Raw genomic sequence first — 17,891 nt, 5'->3', positions numbered from 1 at the left:
CTTGAACAGGTATTTACGCAAACCACTGTAATAGCACGTTAGTCTGACAAATCACTAGGACCCTTGTGCGGTCTTTGCTGCCGCTGCCTGGTCAGTGATCTCGAAACGCAGCACGCCGAGCATCTGTCCGTCTTCGGTCAGCACCCGCACCAGCCAGCGGCCGGTCGGATCGGCAGGGAAGTTCTGCTTGTGCGTCCAGGCGCGGTAGCCTTCCTTGCGCCCGCCGTGGATATCCAGGGCGATCCGGTCGACTTCGCGACCATTGAATTCCCAGACATGGTAGATCCGCTCATCGAGGCCGCGTGGCGCATTGATCGAGGTATAGGCGTAGAGCCCGCCGCCGCGCACCTGGCCGGCATCGACCTGTTCCAGGCTGGCGCCGGGAGTGCGGTCTTGCAGTTGCGTGGTCACCGCGACCTCGGTCATCCACAGGGTGGCCGGCGGTACCCAGGAACGCAGCAGCCAGCCGGCACTGCCGACGGCCAGGGTGACACTGACCAGCATCAGCCAGCCACGCACGCTGCGTAGTGGCAGGCTCACCGCCAGGCTGGGGATCGACAGCAGCAGCGCGGTGCCCAGGGCCAGCTTGTAGCTCTGGGCGGTGGTCAGGTGCAGGATGATCGGCAGTGCGGTGAGCATCGCGGCGAACAGCGTCAGCGTGTGCAGGCCCAGCAGCAGCCAGCGCTTGGGTGCCAGCCACTTGTAGTACAGCGGATCGGTGATCGACACCAGCGCCGCAGCGCCGAGCAGGCTGGTGAAGACCAGTTGGCCGCTGTTCCAGGTGGTGGTGATGAAGAAGAACGGCAGGACAAAGAACAGGCTTTCCTGATGGATCAACTGCGTGGCATAGCGCAGCAGCGGCTCGGGAATCTCGCGCTTGAACAGGCGGCTGAACAATTGGGTCAGGGTGTTTTCCAGCATCAGCCAGACCCAGCTCAGCAACAGCACGATGGCAATCAGGCTGGCCTTGCTCTGTTGGCGGTCGATGAGGATGAAGCTGGCGATCCCCGAGCAGAAGCCGAAGGCGGCGATGGCCCCCGGGTAACGCTTCATCAGTTCGAGGATGCGTTGGATGAGGAGGGTCAGCTTGGGCATGCGGCAGGTCACAGGAGTGGCGGGTGAAATAGGCCGACACAATACAGTTTTTGTCAGCTCTTATGGGATAAAGCCGATCTGTTGCTGGTGGGCTTGAGGGCCTCTTCGCGGATGAATCCGGTCCGGTTCATCCGCGAAGAGGCCCCGGAGTCTAGCGCCGTCGCCAGGCCCGCCAGCCCAACGGGAGCAGTACCAGCAGCGCCAGCAGGCCGGCTCCTAGCCACATCAGTTGGTCATAGCTGAACTGTGGCTTCTCGATCCGCAGGTAACCCGGCTGGTCCAGCAGCTTGCGCATGGCCTTGTTGGCATCCTTGAGTGTCACCGCCTGCAAGGCCTTGGCCGGATTGCTGAAGTGGCCATCCTCGTAATCGCCCAGGGCGCCCCAGTAATAGTCGGCCAGCGCGCTGTTGCCCTGCACGGCCCAGGCCTGGCGGGCGATAGCGGCCTGCTGCAGGCGGGCGAAGGTAGCCGGGTCTAGGCCGTCCTTGAGCAATTGTGCCTTCAGGTCGGCCAGCACTTGCCGGGCCTGCTCGAGATTGTCCCGCTCGACATCGGCATTGAGGCTGAAGAAACCGACGCCGCCGAGCACTTCGCGTTCGCTCCAGGGCCCGTAGGACAGGCTGTGGGCCAGGCGCAACTGGCGGTACAGTGCCCAATCCAGGTAATCCTTGAGCAGGTCGACCGCCGCGTCGGACTGGTCTTCCAGAACCGGCTCGGGAAACAGCCAGTGGATCTTCGCGCCGTTGCCGACCCAGCCACGGATCAGGTCGCGCTCGGCGGCGCCATGGTGAAGTATCTGTGGCAGTGGCAGGTGGTCGTTGGGCTCCACCGGCTCCAGCGCGCCGTACGCCCGGTCCAGGTAGGCCGGCAGCAGGCGGTCGAGGTCACCGACCATGATCAGCGTCATGTTGTTCGGCGCGTACCAGTTCTTGCGTAGCGCTTCGAGCTGCGCCCGGGTCAGGTGGCTGACCCCGGGGTGTTCACGACACTTGAGTCCCAGTTCCTCGGCCAACTGGTCGCTGCTGCGGTGCCCGCTCGGCTGGATGTCCAGCCAGCGCTGAAGGTGCGAGTAATGGCCGCCATCTTCGCGCTCGACCACCTGCTTGGCGGCGGCGATGTCGTCGTCGCTGAACCGGGTCTTGGTCAGCACCGCCAGCAGCAGGTCGAGAATCTTGCGCTGGTTGGCCGCAGGCGCCTCGATCACGAAGGTGGTGTCGGCGTCGCTGGTGTAGGCGTTCCATTCGCCGCCGAGGGCCTGCATGCGTTCTTCCAGGCCACCCTCGCCACCGGCGTCGATGCCGCTGAACAGCAAGTGTTCGAGCAGGTGCGGCAGCTCCTTGTCGGCACAGGCGAAATCGTCGAAACCGACGCCCACCACCAGCCGGATTGCCACGTGCCCGCGCTCGCTGCCCGGCTTGAGCAGCAGTTGCAGGCCGTTGGGCAATTGGTAACCCTCGACCTGGAAGCGATCAAGGGCTTGGGCGGGGACCAGCGTGAACAACAGGCAAACGAACAGCAGGCAACGCATAACCAATTTCCGCAAACGGGTTCCTACGCACAGACAACGGTCGAGCCGTGGACGTTCAAGGCGAGTGGGTGATATCGGCTGTTTCTTCCGAGGCCAGCGCGCCGGTGTCGGAGGTTTCCAGGACCACGTAGGCGCTGCTGCAGAATAACGAATTCAGGCGCTTCATGTCGGCAATCAGCTCCAGGTGCAGGGAACTGGTCTCGATGCTTTGTACGATCTTTTTCTGCAGGCGACTGACATGGGCATGGGCCAGGCGCCGTTCCTGGGCACGGAAGCGGCGCTTCTCGCGCAGCAACTGTCGGGCGCTTTCCGGGTCGGCGCTGAGAAACACCGACAGGCCCAGGCGCAGGTTGTCGGTCAACTGGCTGTGCAGGCCGGCCAGTTCCTCCAGGCCGTCTTCGGAGAACGAGCGGCGCTTGGCGGTTTTCTGCTGCTGGACCTTGCGCAGCATGCGCTCGATCAGGTCGGCCGCCAGCTTCAGGTTGATCGCCAGTTCGATGATTTCTGCCCAGCGTCGACTGTCCTGTTCGCCCAGGTCCTCGCGGGGCATCTGTGCCAGGTACAGCTTGACCGCGTTGTAGAGTACCTCGACATCATCGCTCAGGCGGCGCATCTCGATGGCCACGGCGGTCTGCTTGCCGCGCAGTACGTCGAGCATGGCGTCGAGCATGTTCTCGATCAGGTCGCCAATGCGCAGGGTCTCGCGGGCCGCGTTGGACAGCGCCAGGCCCGGGGTGGCGAGCGCTGCCAGGTCCAGATGGCGGGGTTTCAGCTTGCCGTTGGCTTCCGGCCGTTCCGGCAGCAACCAGCTGCACAGCCGTGCCATCGGTCCGACGCTGGGTAGCAGGACCAGGCAACGCACGGTGTTGTAGAGCAGGTGGAAACCGATGACCATCTCCTGCGGGCTGAAGTCCAGGTCATCGAGCCAGTGCACCAGCGGGGTCAGCACGGGAATGATCAGCAGCAGGCCGATCAGCTTGTACAGCAGGCTGCCGAGGGCGACCTGGCGGCCGGCGGCATTCTGCATGCTGGTGCTGAGGAAGGCCAGGACGCCGCTGCCGATATTGGCGCCGATCACCAGGCCGATGGCCACCGGCAGGCCGATTACCCCGGCGCCGGCCAGGGTTGCGGTGAGCAGCACGGCGGCGAGGCTGGAATAGGAAATCATCGCGAACAGCGCACCGACCAGGGCGTCGAGCAGGATGTCGCCGGTCAACGAGGCGAACACCACCTTCACGCCCTGGGCATGGGTGATTGGCGCCGCGGCTTCGACGATCAGTTGCAGGGCGAGGATGATCAGCCCCAGGCCGATGCCGACGCGGCCGAGTTGCCCGGCGCGGGTCTGCTTGCGCGAGAGGAAGAAGATCACCCCGAGGAAGATCAGCAGCGGCGACAGCCAGGACAGGTCGAAGGTCAGCACCCGGGCCATCAGCGCGGTACCGACGTCGGCACCGAGCATGGTGGCCAGGGCCGGGGTCAGCGCCATCAGACCCTGGCCGACGAAGGAGGTCACCAGCATCGCCGTGGCGTTGCTGCTCTGCACCATGGCCGTGACCAGGATGCCGGCAACGAACGCCAGTGGCCGCCTGGCCATGTTCTGGCCGATCACCTGGCGCAGGTTGGAGCCGTAGACCCGCAGGATGCCGGTGCGGACGATATGCGTGCCCCAGATCAGCAGGGTCACGGCGGAAAGCAGATTGAGCAGGGTCAGCATGGTGGGCCCCCTGGGATGCTGGTGCCCCAGAGGGGCAAGTTGAATGTATCGCGTGCCTTTCTACGACTTGTCCTTAAGCTTTAGTCGGCTATCGGCACAAGCGCCAGCATCGCATGGTTGTCAGCGCTCCTGAAACAAAACGGTCATGAAAAAAACACAAAAAAAGGGGCCGTGAGGCCCCTTTTCCTGTTTCGTCGACGCTTCGGGTCTATTGACCCGGAACATCCTTGCGCAGTTTCACCGGATCCTGCTGGGCTTTCTTTTTCGCCATCGCGGTGCGCATCTTGATGTTGATCGCCTCGACCGCCAGGGAGAACGCCATGGCGAAGTAGACGTAGCCTTTCGGTACATGTACGTCGAAGGCTTCGGCGATCAGCACGGTGCCGACCACGATCAGGAACGACAGCGCGAGCATCTTCAGCGACGGGTGTTTATCGATGAAGTCGCCGATGGCCCGCGAGGCGAGCATCATCACCAGCACTGCGACGATGATCGCCGCGACCATCACCGGTACATGGGAAACCATGCCCACGGCGGTGATCACCGAGTCGAGGGAGAACACGATGTCGATGATCGCGATCTGGATGATGGTGTAGAGGAAGTTGCCGCCCTTGCCTGCCGGGCCTTCATCGGCTGTTTCGTCCTCGCCTTCCAGGCCGTGGTAGATCTCCTGTGAGCTTTTCCACAACAGGAACAGGCCACCGAAGAACAGGATCAGGTCGCGCCCGGAGATGCCCTGGCCGAGGACCACGAACAGGTCGGCGGTCAGGCGCATGACCCAGGTGATCGACAGCAGCAACATGATCCGCGTGATCATCGCCAGGGCCAGGCCGAAGATCCGAGTGCGCTGCTGCATGTGCTTGGGCATGCGGCTGACCAGGATCGAGATCATGATGATGTTGTCGATGCCCAGGACGATCTCCAGGGCGGTCAGGGTGAAGAAGGCGACCCAGATTTCCGGGTTGGTCAGCCAATCCATGTGTGTTCCTTTGCTCGAATGTTGGGCCAGCCCTGCATCGTTCGCCGGGCTGGCGGTGAATCGTTATCGTTATAGACTGCCGAAGAGCGGGAATGTCCCCAGCAGCAATGCGCCTACCAGTATGCACAGGCACACCAGTACAGCCCATTTCAGGGTGAAGCGCTGGTGATCGCCGAATTCGATGCCGGCCAGTGCCACCAGCAGGTAGGTCGATGGAACCAGTGGGCTCAACAGATGGACGGGCTGACCGACGATCGAGGCACGTGCCATTTCCACGGCGCTGATGCCGTAGTGGCTGGCGGCTTCGGCCAGTACTGGCAGCACACCATAATAGAACGCATCGTTGGACATGAAAAAGGTGAACGGCATGCTCGCCAGCGCGGTGATCACCGCCAGGTACGGGCCGAGCGCCGGTGGAATCACCGCCAGCAGGCTCTTGGACATGGCGTCGACCATGCCGGTGCCGGACAGGATACCGGTGAAGATACCCGCGGCGAAGATCAATCCGACCACCGCCAGCACGCTGCCGGCGTGGGCGGCGATACGGTCCTTCTGCTGTTGCAGGCAGGGGTAGTTGACGATCATGGCGATACTGAACGCGACCATGAACAGCACCGGCAGTGGCAGCAGCCCGGCGATCAGTGCGCACATCAGGCCCAGGGTCAGGGCGCCGTTGAACCAGATCAGTTTCGGCCGGCGCGCTTCGGGGAACTGCGAGACGCTGATTTCGCTATGGTCGATGTCGTCACCGAGGATGTGCAACTCGCCCAGGCGGGTCCGCTCGCGCTTGCCGTAGAAGTAGGCAATCAGCAGGATCGCCAGCACGCCGGCGCACATGGCCGGGATCATTGGCACGAAGATGTCCGACGGGTCGACATGCAGCGCGCTGGCGGCACGGGCGGTCGGGCCGCCCCAGGGGGTCATGTTCATCACGCCGCCGGCGAGAATGATCAGCCCGGCCATGATCCGCGGGCTCATGCCGATGCGGCTGTACAGCGGCAGCATGGCGGCGACGCAGATCATGTAGGTGGTGGCGCCGTCACCGTCGAGGGAGACCACCAGGGCCAGCACTGCAGTGCCGACCGAAACCTTCAGCGGGTCGCCCTTGACCAGCTTGAGGATCTTGCGCACGGCCGGGTCGAACAGGCCGGAGTCGATCATCAGGGCGAAGTAGAGAATGGCGAACATCAGCATCACGCCGGTCGGCGCGAGCTTGGTGATGCCTTCGATCATCATTTTGCCGATGGTGGCGCCGAAGCCGCCGAACAGGGCGAAGAGGATCGGTACGATGATCAGGGCGATCAGCGCGGACAGGCGCTTGGTCATGATCAGGTACATGAAGGTAATGACCATGGCGAAGCCAAGGAAAGTCAGCATGGGGAGTACTCCGGGCGTAACGCGGCTAGGGAAAGGCGAAGCGGCTGGGGTCAGCGCAAGGCGGGCGCGGGCGTTACGGGCGGATTTGCAGCGAACAGGCAGGTCGGGACGGACATCGGTATCACCATTGTTGTTGTTGATTGGGCCTTTGGTGCGCTTGCGGGCGCGACCTGGCCGACCGGTCTGGTGCCGGTGGTGAGGCGATGCTAATGGGGGAAGCTTTCAGCCAGCTTTCGTGGCTGAAAGGTTGGTTTGGGAATTGTATGGCGCCGTTCGCGGATGAATCCTGCCCCACAGGGTTGGCGGCGCTCACGGCATTTGTGTCTGGCAAGATTACTGTGGCGAGCGGATTTGTATGGCAGTTGGGTTTATGTGGCGAGCGGGCTTGCCCGCGCTGGGCTGCGGAGCGGCCCTGGAGTCGACCCACGCGGTGTACCAGGCAAAACCGGCTTTGCCGGACTTGCGACTGCTTCGCAGTCGAGCGCGGGCAAGCCCGCTCGCCACATAGGCCTGATCACCATGAAAACAGGATCTATCCGCGAAAGGGGCGCGACAGCCACCACGGCTTACGGATCAGGGCAGTTCGAGGCCGCCCGCCGCCTTGTGCAGGCTGCGCAGGTGTTCGCCGACGATCTTCAGGTTGGCTTCGCTGGCTTCGATCTCGGCCTCGCGGGCCGGGTCGAGCAGCTTGCGCACTTCCTTGTCGAGGTCGCCGGTGAGACGCTGCAACTGCTGCTGGCGCTGGCTGCTCTCGGCTTCCAGGCGCTGCCATTCGCCGGGTTGTGGCAGACCGTAGCCACCGCTGCCGAGCAGTTCCGCCGGGCGGCTGAGGAAGCCGCTGTTGGCCAGGATCGCCTGCAGGGTACGGTTGGCCTGGTCCATGCCGCCGTCCTTGATGTCACGCCCGCCGAGGTACTTCTGCTTGACCTCGTCCTGGGCCAGCAGCAGTTGCCGGCGATAGCCCGCCTGTTCCAGCAGCAGCAAGGCGGCGCTGGTGCGCAGGTCGGCCTGGGTGAACCATGGACGACGTTCTTCAGGCCGCAGGGTCAGCCAGTCCTCGACGGTTTCCTGCTTGATCGGCAGGTGCTTTTTCAGCACCTCGAACATCGCCTGGTAGCGGTCCCGGTAGGAGTCGAAGCGATAGCCCAGACGCAAGGCCTCGCGCGGGTCGTCGAGCACGCTGGTGTCGGCCAGGCCGCGGCCCTTGAGCACTTCCAGCAGGCCGTTGGGCATGATGCTGTCGAGGCCCTTGAGCTGGGCGTTGTCGGTGCCGCTGCGTAACAGCTTGAGGGTCTCGACCGCGCAGTTGTTGGTGACGAAGTAGTAGTTGCCGTCATAGCTCCAGTGCATCTCGGCGGCGTGCTCGACCACTTCCTCGATTTCCTGGCGCGACAGTTTCAGCGGCACCGAGGCCAGGCTGCGCAGCTCGGTCTTGGTGTACTCGTCGATGACCTGGGCCAGCGGCAGCACAAACAATCGTGACGGGTAGGCGCCGGTCAGGCCGCCCCAGGTCGAGAGCTGCACGTCGTTGACGAAGGCGCGGTAGGACAGCACCAGGTGCTGGTCGAGGTCCAGTCGGCAATCCGGCCCGCGTGGCCGGCCAGGTGCGCAGATGACCAGGCGCAGCATGCTGTGGCCCCAGCGGCTGACCCAGTTCTGGTTGGCTTCGGCCAGCAGGTAGTCGACTTCATAGACCCGCTCGGGGTCGATCTTGCCCAGCGGCGTCTTGCCGAAATCGTTGCCGGCGTTGAGGAACGGGAAGGCCTTGGCGCAGTTGTCCTTCGCTGGCGGTGCCCAGCCGAAGCGTTCCTTGTAGTAGCGGTACAGCGCCGGACGGCGGCAGGCGTAGGCCGGGTCGAGGAGGAAGTACTCCATGTTGACCGCGACGAACTCCTTGGGATTGGTGGTCTCGTAGATGTCGGGGCTGCGGGCCACCTGCTTGTTGTGTGTCTCGCGCTGGCCGCGGGTGCCGACCGACTGCTGCCAGCCGGCCAGGTCCAGCAGGCGTGGGTCGTCGCTGAGGGTGAAGCGGCGACCGTTCTGGCCCCGACATTGGTCGGGCAGGCCGACCAGGCCGGTGTTGCCGTTCTGCAGGTTGCAGCGCTGGATCAGCCGGCGCTCGGCCTCTGGCCACAGGCGGGCGCGGTCGTAGATATGGGTCAGTTCGTGCAATACGGTGGCGAGCATTTCCTCGCGCACGGTGCCGTGGGGGCGATGGGTCTTTTTCGTTGCCGCCGAGCCGTCGACCAGGCCGGGCAGCAGGTTGCGGTTGAGCTCGACTTCCGAAACCAGCGATGCCTCGCCATAGGCGTTGTCCGGCATGCGGGTGGACCAGCTCAGGGTGATGCGTCGGTCCAGCCCCTCGATGAAGCTGGGCGGCAGGTGGGCGATGGCCTCATCCAGCAGTGCCTGGCTGGCGCGCTGCTCGGCCGGGCTCAGGCCTTCGCTGTCGAGCTGCAAGTGCAGGTTGGCCTGGGCCGTGTTGCCGCCAAGCAACAGCGAGCAGGCCAGCAGCCAGCCGGCAAATGGCTTCACAGCGCGAGGATGGCTTCGGCGAGGGTCTGGTCGCTGGCGTCGCGAGCTTCCGGCACCTGGGTGCGCAGGGCATTGAAGGCGGCTTCCAGTTGCGCTCCGCGGATCTCGCCACGGCTGGCGACGAAGCTGGCGGCGTCGTCATGGGCCTCGCGGACCACTTTCGAGTCGCGGATCGAGGTGGTGGTGTCCGAGGTGAAGTCGATGGTGCGACCCGAGGCGCGGACGATGATGTTACTGGTGGCCACCAGGGTGTGCGCCGAGGCCACGTCGGCCAGCAACAGCAAGCCGAGGGCGGCGGCGATCAGGGGGGTACGCATGAAATGTCTCCGGATACAGAAGTGACTATTTGACGAGAATTGCCTCGGCCAGTTCAAGGTCGCTTGCATGAAGTTTTGGCCGGCTGTGACGCAGCCAGCTCAAGGCCGACTCCAACTGCGCTCCCCGCACCTGGCCGTCGCTGGCGACAAAGGCAGCGGCATCATCCCGGGCCGCCAATATCAGTTTATGGTCGAAGGGCGCGGTGGTCACCTGGCTGGTGACATAACCACTGACGACGACGCCTTGTGTAGTCATGTCGAATGCGTGGGCCTGAGTGATCCAGCTGAGGGCTATGAGCAATAAGGATAATGAACGCATGAGTCTCGATGGCTGATTGAACGAGCGTCAAGGCTAGCGGAATGAGCCGGCCAGGACCAGCGCGGAGGTCTGCGACGAGCCTTTTGCGGGCATGTGGCCCTTTTTGGGCCTCATGCTCCGGTGTCCGTCAGATTGCCAGGATCGCCTGCGCCAGCTGTGCGTCGCTGGCCTGCAGTTGGGGTGCCTGGCGGCGGATAGTGTCGAACGCGCTTTCCAGCTTCACCCCGCGGATCCGGCCTTCGCTGGCGACGAAGCTGGCAGCATCGTCACGGGCGGCGCGAACGATCTTGTTGTCGCGCAGCGACGAGGTCGCATCGGACGTGGTGTCGGTGGTGGCCTGGAGCGCGCCGACCACGGCATCGGTAGTGACGAGGAAGCTGCTGGCATGGGCGGTGGCGGCCATGCACAACAGGCTGGCAGCGCCGAGCAGGCGAAGACGGGACATGGTGAATCTCCTGGACAGGGAAGAGGAACAGTGGACCAGCACAGCACGGCCACTCGAACACGGTAACGCTGAACCTCAGACGCACATTCCGCGCTGCGGGCTACCTATGACCGCGATATTAGGCGGAGTTCCGTGGAGGCGGGAAGCCGATTTTGCCGCCGTGATGACCGGTCTAGAGCCTTCTTGTCGGATTTCATAAACTGTACCGGTATGTTTTTATTTTATGAAAAACTGTACCTGTCGGTCGATCTTGGCAGATTCATCGTGAAAATCCCGGCCCTGAAACGACAGAACCCGTCGCGGTTTCCCGCGACGGGTTCTGTTTGTTCAATTCGGTTGCTGGCGGTGGACCCGGTGGGTCAGGGCCAGCGAGCGCTGCTTAGCGCCAGAACGGCTTGCTCAGCTCTTCGTAGCGCTGGGCTTCGCTGATACCGGCATCGGCCAGCAGGCGAGCATCCAGGCGAGCCAGTTGATGGCGGCTGGCGATACGGCGCTGCCACAGCATCAGGTTGGCCAGAACGCGCAGAGGCAGAGAGGCTTTGGCTTCAGTAGCGGTGTTTTCGTAGAACAGTTCGGAACTGAGTGTACGTTCCATGGTTGACATCCTTCCGCTTTTGGCGGGATCAGGGAGTGGTTTAACTTCGACTGATGCCAATGATCCTCTCATTTGCCCAGCCTCTCTAGATACAGTTCACTTGTATTGTGAGGGACCAGTTAACTGTTTATAGGTGCTGTACTGCTCGAAATTGAGGCAACTGTACCTATCTGCACGAAATTGGTGCATTTTCATGTTGGCGAGGGCGTTGGGAGGGGATTTAGGAAGGAAAAAGACCAGTACAGCAGTACAGTTTTTTATGTTTTGCGTGGAGCGGTTCGCCCGCTGACGAAACTGTGTGTGCGCCAGCGGGGAACTGTTTTGATCAGTCAGCGAGCATTTTCCCGGTTTCTTCCAGGTTCATGTGCCAGCCCAGAGCCTCGCGCAGGATGTGCGGGGTATGGCCACCCAGGGCGCAGGCGCGCTCGAAGTAGTCATTGAGCGCGGCGCGGTACAGCGGGTGCACGCAGTTGTCGATGATCGCCCGTGCCCGCTCCCGTGGCGCCAGGCCGCGCAGGTCGGCCAGGCCGATCTCGGTGACGAGGATGTCGACGTCATGCTCGGTGTGGTCAACGTGGCTGACCATCGGCACCACGCTGGAGATGGCGCCGCCCTTGGCGATCGACTTGGTGACGAAGATCGCCAGGTGCGCATTGCGGGCGAAGTCGCCGGAGCCGCCGATGCCGTTCATCATCCGGGTGCCGCAGACATGGGTGGAGTTGACGTTGCCGTACAGGTCGAACTCCAGGGCGGTGTTGATACCGATGATGCCCAGGCGACGCACCACTTCCGGATGGTTGGAGATTTCCTGCGGGCGCAGCACCAGCTTCTCTTTATAGCGCTCCAGGTTGCCGAACACATCGCTGTTGCGCCGGCCCGACAGAGTGATCGAACTGCCGGAGGCAAAGGACAGCTTGCCGGCGTCGATCAGGTCGAAGGTCGAATCCTGCAGCACTTCGGAGTACATGGTCAGGTCTTCGAACGGCGAATCGATCAGGCCGCACATCACCGCGTTGGCGATGTTGCCGATCCCCGCCTGCAGCGGGCCGAGCTTGTTGGTCATGCGCCCGTCGGCCACTTCTTCTTTAAGGAAGGCGATCAGGTGGTCGGCGATGGCCTGGGTTTCGCTGTCCGGTGGGGTCACGGTGGACGGCGAGTCGGGTTGTTCGGTGATGACGATGGCGACGATCTTCGCCGGGTCGATCGGGATTGCGGTGCTGCCGATACGGTCGTCGACCTTTACCAGCGGGATCGGTGTGCGGGTCGGCCGGTAGCTGGGGATATAGATGTCGTGCAGGCCTTCCAGGTTCGGATTGTGCGCCAGGTTGATCTCGATGATCACCTGCTTGGCGAAGATAGCGAAGCTGGCCGAGTTGCCCACCGAGGTGGTCGGCACGATATGCCCGTCTTCGGTGATCGCCACCGCTTCGATGACCGCCAGGTCCGGCAGCTTGAGCTGTTTGTTGCGCAGTTGTTCGACGGTTTCCGACAGGTGTTGGTCGATGAACATCACCTCGCCGGCGTTGATCGCCTTGCGCAGGGTGCTGTCGACCTGGAACGGCATGCGGCGCGACAACACACCGGCTTCGGTGAGCTGCTTGTCGAGATCGTTGCCCAGGCTGGCGCCGGTCATCAGGGTGATTTTCAGCGGTTCCTGCTTGGCGCGTTCGGCCAATGCATGGGGCACGGCCTTGGCTTCGCCGGCGCGGGTGAAACCGCTCATGCCGACGGTCATGCCGTCCTGGATCAGGGCGGCAGCGTCTGCCGCGCTCATTACCTTACTGGAGAGGGAAGGCAAGCGAATACGATCACGGTACATGGATTTTTTTCTCAGGCAACGGAAGCAAGATGCGCAGTCTAGAGGTTTCGAAAAGTTTCGCCGCGCGACCAAGGTCGAATGCCGACCCCAGCTCCAGGGCCTTTTGTCGGTTTTTCGCGGGCAAAGAAAAACCCCAACCTACTAAAGGATGGGGTTTTTGGTATTGCGCTGGAGCAAGAGTTATTCGACGGCCTTGACCATGTCTTCGATCACCTTCTTCGCGTCGCCGAAGACCATCATGGTCTTGTCGAGGTAGAACAGTTCGTTATCGAGACCTGCGTAGCCGCTGGCCATCGAGCGCTTGTTGACGATGATGGTCTTGGCCTTGAATGCCTCGAGAATCGGCATGCCGGCGATCGGCGACTTCGGATCGTTCTTCGCCGCCGGGTTGACCACGTCGTTGGCGCCCAATACCAGCACCACGTCGGCCTGGCCGAACTCGGAGTTGATGTCCTCCATCTCGAACACCTGGTCGTAGGGCACCTCGGCCTCGGCCAGCAGCACGTTCATGTGCCCGGGCATGCGCCCCGCCACCGGGTGGATCGCGTACTTCACGGTCACGCCATGGTGGGTCAGCTTCTCCGTCAGTTCCTTCAGCGCGTGCTGGGCACGGGCCACCGCCAGGCCGTAGCCGGGTACGATGATCACGGTGTCGGCGTTGGTCAGCAGGAAGGTCGCGTCGTCGGCCGAACCGGACTTCACCGGCCGCGCCTCTTGCGCACCCGCCGGCCCACCAGCGTCCGCCGCGTTGCCGAAGCCGCCGAGCAGTACGTTGAAGAACGAACGGTTCATCGCCTTGCACATGATGTACGAGAGGATCGCACCGGACGAACCCACCAGCGAGCCGGCGATGATCAGCATCGAGTTGTTCAACGAGAAGCCGATCCCCGCCGCTGCCCAGCCTGAGTAGCTGTTGAGCATCGACACCACCACCGGCATGTCCGCGCCACCGATCGGGATGATGATCAGCACGCCGAGCACGAAGGCCAGGGCCAGCATCAGGGCGAAGGCGCCGAGGTTGCCGGTCAGCATGAAGGTCAGGCCCAGGCCGAGGGTTGCCAGGCCCAGCAGCAGGTTCAGCTTGTGCTGTCCGCCGAACTGTACTGGTGCGCCCTGGAACAGGCGGAACTTGTACTTGCCCGACAGCTTGCCGAAGGCGATGACAGAGCCGGAGAAGGTAATTGCACCAATCGCGGCGCCGAGGAACAGTTCCAGGCGGTTACCTGCCGGAATCGAATCGCCCAGTTGCTTGACGATGCCCAGCGACTGCGGTTCGACCACCGCCGCGATGGCGATGAATACCGCCGCCAGGCCGATCATGCTGTGCATGAAGGCGACCAGCTCGGGCATCTTGGTCATCTCGACGCGTTTGGCCATGATCGAGCCAGCGGTACCGCCGATCAGCAGCCCGACAATCACGTAGCCGATACCGGCGGTGGCCAACTCGGCGCCGAGCTTGAATACCAGGCCGACGGTGGTGGCGATCGCCAGGGCCATGCCGAGCATGCCGAACAGGTTGCCGCGTCGCGACGTGGTCGGGTGCGAGAGGCCCTTGAGGGCCTGGATGAAGCAGATCGACGCGATCAGGTAGAGCGTCGTTACCAGGTTCATGCTCATTACTTGGGCGCCTCTTCTTTTACGGCTTTCGGGGCTTTCTTCTTGAACATCTCAAGCATGCGGCGTGTGACCAGGAAACCGCCGAACACGTTGACCGCCGCCAGGGCCACGGCCAGGGTGCCCATGATCTTGCCCAGCGGGGTCACGGTCAGGGCGGCGGCGAGCATGGCGCCGACGATCACGATCGCCGAGATGGCGTTGGTGACGGCCATCAAGGGGGTGTGCAGCGCGGGCGTGACGTTCCAGACCACGTGGTAACCGACATAGATCGCCAGCACGAAGATGATCAGGTTGTAGATACCGGGGGAGATAAGCTCTTCCATCTTCTCAATCCTCTGCTCAGGCGTTCTTGCGGATGACTTGGCCGTCGCGGCACATCAGGCACGCGGCGACGATGTCGTCTTCGAGGTTCACTTCGAACTGTTTTTCCTTGTTGAAGACCAGCTTCAGGAAATCCAGCAGGTTGCGTGCATACAGCGCCGAGGCATCGGCGGCGACTTCACCGGGCAGGTTGGTCGGGCCGACGATGGTCACGCCGTGGGCGACTACGACCTGGTCGGCGACGGTCAGCGGGCAGTTGCCACCCTGGGCGGCAGCCAGGTCGATCACCACCGAGCCGGGTTTCATCTGTGCGACGGTCTCGGCACTGAGCAGCACTGGCGCCTTGCGTCCGGGGATCAGGGCGGTGGTGATGACGATGTCCGCCTGTTTTGCCCGCTCGTGCACGGCCACGGCCTGGCGCTGCATCCAGCTGGCCGGCATTGGCCGGGCATAACCGCCCACGCCCACCGCGCATTCACGTTCTTCGTCGGTTTCGTACGGCACATCGACGAATTTCGCACCCAGGGACTCGATCTGCTCCTTCACCGCTGGACGCACGTCCGAGGCTTCGATCACCGCACCCAGGCGCTTGGCCGTGGCGATGGCCTGCAGCCCCGCCACACCGGCGCCGAGGATCAGCACACGGGCGGCCTTCACGGTACCGGCGGCGGTCATCAGCATCGGCATGAAGCGCGGATAGTGCTGGGCGGCGAGCAGCACCGCCTTGTAGCCGGCGATGTTGGCCTGGGACGAAAGCACGTCGAGGCTCTGCGCGCGCGAGGTGCGTGGCGCGGCTTCCAGGGCAAAGGCAGTAATACCCTGGGTAGCCAGCTTGGCGATGGTCTCGTTGTTGAAGGGGTTGAGCATGCCTACCAGCACGCTTCCGGGCTTGATCAGCACCAGCTCGTTGTCGCTGGGGGCCACTACCTTGAGAATCAGTTCGGCGCCAAAAGCTTCGGCTGCGCTGCCGATATTGGCACCTGCCGCTTCATAGGCACTGTCGATGACGCTGGCACGTAAGCCGGCGCCGCTTTGAACAGTGACCTTATGACCCTGGCCGACTAGCTTCTTGATGGTTTCCGGAGTGGCAGCAACCCGAGTTTCACCGGTCTGGGTTTCGAGGGGAACACCAATGTGCACGTCAAATCTCCTGCGTGATCTTTTTTATAAGAAGGCCAGCGCACTGCGAATGGTGCGGCTGGAGCGGCCGATCAGCACGATCCCGCCATTTTCCGGGCGGGGCGCGGCATTTTGCAGGCGAAAACCACACCCTACAAGAGATTCTGAAAGGTGACGCAAAATTAACTACAAGTCACCCCGTGACCGAATGTCGCACTGATCGGGCGCAGGCCAGCAAAATAGAGGCCTTGAAAGGATTCTGGTCGGAAATGAAGAAATTTCGAATCGGCGGTGTGAATAGTTCGACATTGCACGGAAAAGTGCCTGGAAGCCTTGCCAGTAGGCACTTTCGTACAAAAAACGACATCGCCGATACAGTTTGCGTAAAGGCGACATATTGTTATGTCTGTAGGTTTTGTGTGTATTTGACTACGGGGTCAGGTATCGCTGAGAGCCATTAATTCAGCAGGCTGTAGCCCTGTGCCTGGTTTACCAGCCAGTCACGAAAAGCCCGAAGAGACGCCGATTCGACTTTTCGGTCGGGAATCATCAGGTAATAGGCCTTGATGCTGGTGAGTGCGCTGGGGTTTGCAATCACCAGGCGTTTCTCCGCCAGTTCCCGTTGAATCAGGAACGGTGGGATAAGCGCGACCCCCATCTCGTGCATGGCTGCCTGGGCCAGCATCGAGAATAGTTCATAGCGTGGGCCTGTCATGTCGCGGGGGATGGTCAGCTCCTGGGCGTTGAACCACTGGCGCCAGGCATAGGGACGCGTGGTCTGCTGCAGCAGCGGCAGTTCGGCGATCTCGGTTGCACCCAGGCTCTGGCGGTTGCCCAGCAGTGCCGGGCTGCACACCGGCATCGGGTTTTCACCCATCAGGCGATGGGACTCGGTACCCGACCAGTCGGCGTCGCCGAAGTAGATGGCGGCATCGAAATCGGTATCGGCGAACAGGAACGGCCGGGTGCGGTTGGTCAGGTTGACCGTCACTTCCGGGTGTTGTTGCTGGAAGTCCTTGAGTCGCGGCAATAGCCATTGGGTGCCGAAGGTCGGCACCACCGCCAGTTCGATCACATTGGCGCCCTGCTGGCCCATCACTGACAGCGTGTCGCGTTCGACCGCATCGAGTTGCGTGGCGACCCGGCGGCTGTAGGAAAGCCCCGCTTCGGTGAGCTTCACCCCGCGTCTGGAGCGGCGGAACAGTTCGACCCCGAGGAACTCCTCCAAGCTGGCGATCTGTCGGCAGATGGCTCCCTGGGTGAGAGAGAGCTCGCCAGCGGCCTTGGTAAAGCTCTCGTGGCGGGCGGCAGCTTCGAAGCTGATCAGTGCGGCAGTGCTGGGGATCTTCCTGCGCATGTACGGCAATCTCACTAAAGGTGCGGGGAAATGGCTTGCGAGAAGCTTACGGAGTGAGAAATTAGCACAACAGCATGCGAAATCCTCGTTTGCCGGATCGGCATGCGGCGCCTAGGATCAATCCACGATATTTGACCTGTTTTGCGAGGAGTCTCTGATGGGCGCTAAAGCTAGCTTCAACTGGATCGATCCGCTGCTGCTGGATCAACAGCTCACTGAAGAGGAGCGGATGATTCGCGACACCGCCCAGCAATTTGCCCAGGACAAGCTCGCACCACGGGTGCTCGAAGCCTTCCGTCACGAGCAGACCGACCCGGCGATCTTCCGTGAGATGGGCGAAGTCGGCCTGCTGGGTGCGACCATTCCGGTCGAGTACGGTGGCAGTGGCCTCAACTATGTCAGCTACGGCCTGATTGCCCGTGAGGTGGAGCGTATCGATTCGGGTTATCGCTCGATGATGAGTGTGCAGTCCTCACTGGTGATGGTGCCGATCAACGAGTTCGGTACCGAGGCTCAGAAACAGAAGTACTTGCCCAAGCTGGCCAGCGGCGAGTGGATCGGTTGCTTCGGTCTGACTGAGCCGAACCACGGTTCCGACCCGGGTGCGATGATTACCCGTGCACGCAAGGTGGACGGCGGCTACAGCCTGACCGGCAGCAAGATGTGGATCACCAACAGCCCGATCGCCGATGTGTTCGTGGTCTGGGGCAAGGACGATGCCGGCGATATCCGCGGTTTTGTCCTTGAAAAAGGC

At 62.5% G+C, this 17,891-nt stretch carries 16 protein-coding genes (1 of these 16 cut by a window edge); 1 reads left to right on the top strand and 15 read right to left on the bottom strand.

From position 1 onward, the window contains the following. Positions 1–54 precede the first annotated feature (54 nt). The 15 genes from AC6I6U_RS03020 to AC6I6U_RS02950 all read right to left on the bottom strand — a co-directional run bounded on the left by AC6I6U_RS03020 (position 55) and on the right by AC6I6U_RS02950 (position 17,137). Complete coding sequence (locus AC6I6U_RS03020; protein ID WP_497880588.1) at positions 55–1,095, bottom strand: DUF5924 family protein; 1,041 nt, start codon at positions 1,093–1,095, stop codon at positions 55–57. Between the two features lie 151 nt (positions 1,096–1,246). Next, complete coding sequence (locus AC6I6U_RS03015) at positions 1,247–2,623, bottom strand: M16 family metallopeptidase (protein WP_497880587.1); 1,377 nt, start codon at positions 2,621–2,623, stop codon at positions 1,247–1,249. Between the two features lie 55 nt (positions 2,624–2,678). Further along, positions 2,679–4,337 (bottom strand): Na/Pi cotransporter family protein, encoded by a 1,659-nt coding sequence (locus AC6I6U_RS03010; RefSeq protein ID WP_497880586.1) that lies wholly within the window; start codon positions 4,335–4,337, stop codon positions 2,679–2,681. Between the two features lie 208 nt (positions 4,338–4,545). Continuing rightward, positions 4,546–5,316: a TerC family protein gene (locus tag AC6I6U_RS03005; RefSeq protein WP_497880585.1), complete on the bottom strand. Its 771-nt coding sequence runs from the start codon at positions 5,314–5,316 to the stop codon at positions 4,546–4,548. 69 nt (positions 5,317–5,385) lie between these two features. Then, a complete protein-coding gene (locus AC6I6U_RS03000) occupies positions 5,386–6,693 on the bottom strand; it encodes a CitMHS family transporter (protein WP_497880584.1) in 1,308 nt (435 codons plus the stop codon). A 573-nt stretch (positions 6,694–7,266) separates the two neighbouring features. Next, positions 7,267–9,228, bottom strand: coding sequence for a DUF7844 domain-containing protein (locus tag AC6I6U_RS02995; protein WP_497880583.1), 1,962 nt, complete (start codon positions 9,226–9,228; stop codon positions 7,267–7,269). After that, positions 9,225–9,545, bottom strand: coding sequence for a DUF2388 domain-containing protein (locus AC6I6U_RS02990; RefSeq protein ID WP_497880582.1), 321 nt, complete (start codon positions 9,543–9,545; stop codon positions 9,225–9,227). The genes AC6I6U_RS02995 and AC6I6U_RS02990 overlap by 4 nt, the downstream gene beginning before the upstream one ends. A gap of 25 nt (positions 9,546–9,570) precedes the next feature. Beyond that, positions 9,571–9,864, bottom strand: coding sequence for a DUF2388 domain-containing protein (locus AC6I6U_RS02985; RefSeq protein WP_497880581.1), 294 nt, complete (start codon positions 9,862–9,864; stop codon positions 9,571–9,573). Positions 9,865–9,991: 127 nt separating this feature from the next. Beyond that, a complete protein-coding gene (locus tag AC6I6U_RS02980; RefSeq protein WP_497880580.1) occupies positions 9,992–10,309 on the bottom strand; it encodes a DUF2388 domain-containing protein in 318 nt (105 codons plus the stop codon). A 379-nt stretch (positions 10,310–10,688) separates the two neighbouring features. After that, positions 10,689–10,904, bottom strand: coding sequence for a DUF1127 domain-containing protein (locus tag AC6I6U_RS02975; protein WP_010448716.1), 216 nt, complete (start codon positions 10,902–10,904; stop codon positions 10,689–10,691). 325 nt (positions 10,905–11,229) lie between these two features. Then, positions 11,230–12,723, bottom strand: coding sequence for a succinyl-CoA:acetate CoA-transferase ScpC (scpC, locus tag AC6I6U_RS02970; protein ID WP_497880579.1), 1,494 nt, complete (start codon positions 12,721–12,723; stop codon positions 11,230–11,232). Between the two features lie 180 nt (positions 12,724–12,903). Next, on the bottom strand, positions 12,904–14,340 hold the full coding sequence (locus AC6I6U_RS02965; RefSeq protein ID WP_497880578.1) for an NAD(P)(+) transhydrogenase (Re/Si-specific) subunit beta: 1,437 nt from the start codon (positions 14,338–14,340) through the stop codon (positions 12,904–12,906). Beyond that, positions 14,340–14,663, bottom strand: coding sequence for an NAD(P) transhydrogenase subunit alpha part 2 (locus tag AC6I6U_RS02960; protein WP_338584077.1), 324 nt, complete (start codon positions 14,661–14,663; stop codon positions 14,340–14,342). Before AC6I6U_RS02960 ends, AC6I6U_RS02965 begins: the two co-directional genes overlap by 1 nt. 16 nt (positions 14,664–14,679) lie before the next feature. Continuing rightward, positions 14,680–15,801: a Re/Si-specific NAD(P)(+) transhydrogenase subunit alpha gene (locus tag AC6I6U_RS02955; RefSeq protein ID WP_497880577.1), complete on the bottom strand. Its 1,122-nt coding sequence runs from the start codon at positions 15,799–15,801 to the stop codon at positions 14,680–14,682. 436 nt (positions 15,802–16,237) lie between these two features. Then, positions 16,238–17,137, bottom strand: a complete 900-nt coding sequence (locus AC6I6U_RS02950; protein ID WP_497880576.1) for a LysR family transcriptional regulator — start codon at positions 17,135–17,137, stop codon at positions 16,238–16,240. Between the two features lie 157 nt (positions 17,138–17,294). Here AC6I6U_RS02950 and AC6I6U_RS02945 point away from each other — a divergent pair, with 157 nt between their 5' ends. Next, on the top strand, positions 17,295–17,891 hold the 5' portion of the coding sequence (locus tag AC6I6U_RS02945) for an acyl-CoA dehydrogenase (protein ID WP_497880575.1). Its footprint extends 585 nt past the window's final position; only the first 597 of its 1,182 coding nucleotides appear in the window; it begins with the start codon at positions 17,295–17,297; its stop codon lies beyond the right edge, outside the window.

It is taken from the genome of Pseudomonas sp. UTLPPB19802, from assembly GCF_059730225.1.
Note: the sequence above shows the minus strand (reverse complement) of the source record. Positions and strands in the feature narration are given on the sequence as shown.

Excerpts from the sequence above, each read along its gene's own strand:
- AC6I6U_RS03020 (WP_497880588.1), bottom strand. The coding sequence starts at position 1,095 with ATGCCCAAGCTGACCCTCCTCATCCAACGCATCCTCGAACTGATGAAG.
- AC6I6U_RS03015 (WP_497880587.1), bottom strand. The coding sequence starts at position 2,623 with ATGCGTTGCCTGCTGTTCGTTTGCCTGTTGTTCACGCTGGTCCCCGCC.
- AC6I6U_RS03010 (WP_497880586.1), bottom strand. The coding sequence starts at position 4,337 with ATGCTGACCCTGCTCAATCTGCTTTCCGCCGTGACCCTGCTGATCTGG.
- AC6I6U_RS03005 (WP_497880585.1), bottom strand. The coding sequence starts at position 5,316 with ATGGATTGGCTGACCAACCCGGAAATCTGGGTCGCCTTCTTCACCCTG.
- AC6I6U_RS03000 (WP_497880584.1), bottom strand. The coding sequence starts at position 6,693 with ATGCTGACTTTCCTTGGCTTCGCCATGGTCATTACCTTCATGTACCTG.
- AC6I6U_RS02990 (WP_497880582.1), bottom strand. The coding sequence starts at position 9,545 with ATGCGTACCCCCCTGATCGCCGCCGCCCTCGGCTTGCTGTTGCTGGCC.
- AC6I6U_RS02985 (WP_497880581.1), bottom strand. The coding sequence starts at position 9,864 with ATGCGTTCATTATCCTTATTGCTCATAGCCCTCAGCTGGATCACTCAG.
- AC6I6U_RS02980 (WP_497880580.1), bottom strand. The coding sequence starts at position 10,309 with ATGTCCCGTCTTCGCCTGCTCGGCGCTGCCAGCCTGTTGTGCATGGCC.
- AC6I6U_RS02975 (WP_010448716.1), bottom strand. The coding sequence starts at position 10,904 with ATGGAACGTACACTCAGTTCCGAACTGTTCTACGAAAACACCGCTACT.
- scpC (WP_497880579.1), bottom strand. The coding sequence starts at position 12,723 with ATGTACCGTGATCGTATTCGCTTGCCTTCCCTCTCCAGTAAGGTAATG.
- AC6I6U_RS02965 (WP_497880578.1), bottom strand. The coding sequence starts at position 14,340 with ATGAGCATGAACCTGGTAACGACGCTCTACCTGATCGCGTCGATCTGC.
- AC6I6U_RS02960 (WP_338584077.1), bottom strand. The coding sequence starts at position 14,663 with ATGGAAGAGCTTATCTCCCCCGGTATCTACAACCTGATCATCTTCGTG.
- AC6I6U_RS02950 (WP_497880576.1), bottom strand. The coding sequence starts at position 17,137 with ATGCGCAGGAAGATCCCCAGCACTGCCGCACTGATCAGCTTCGAAGCT.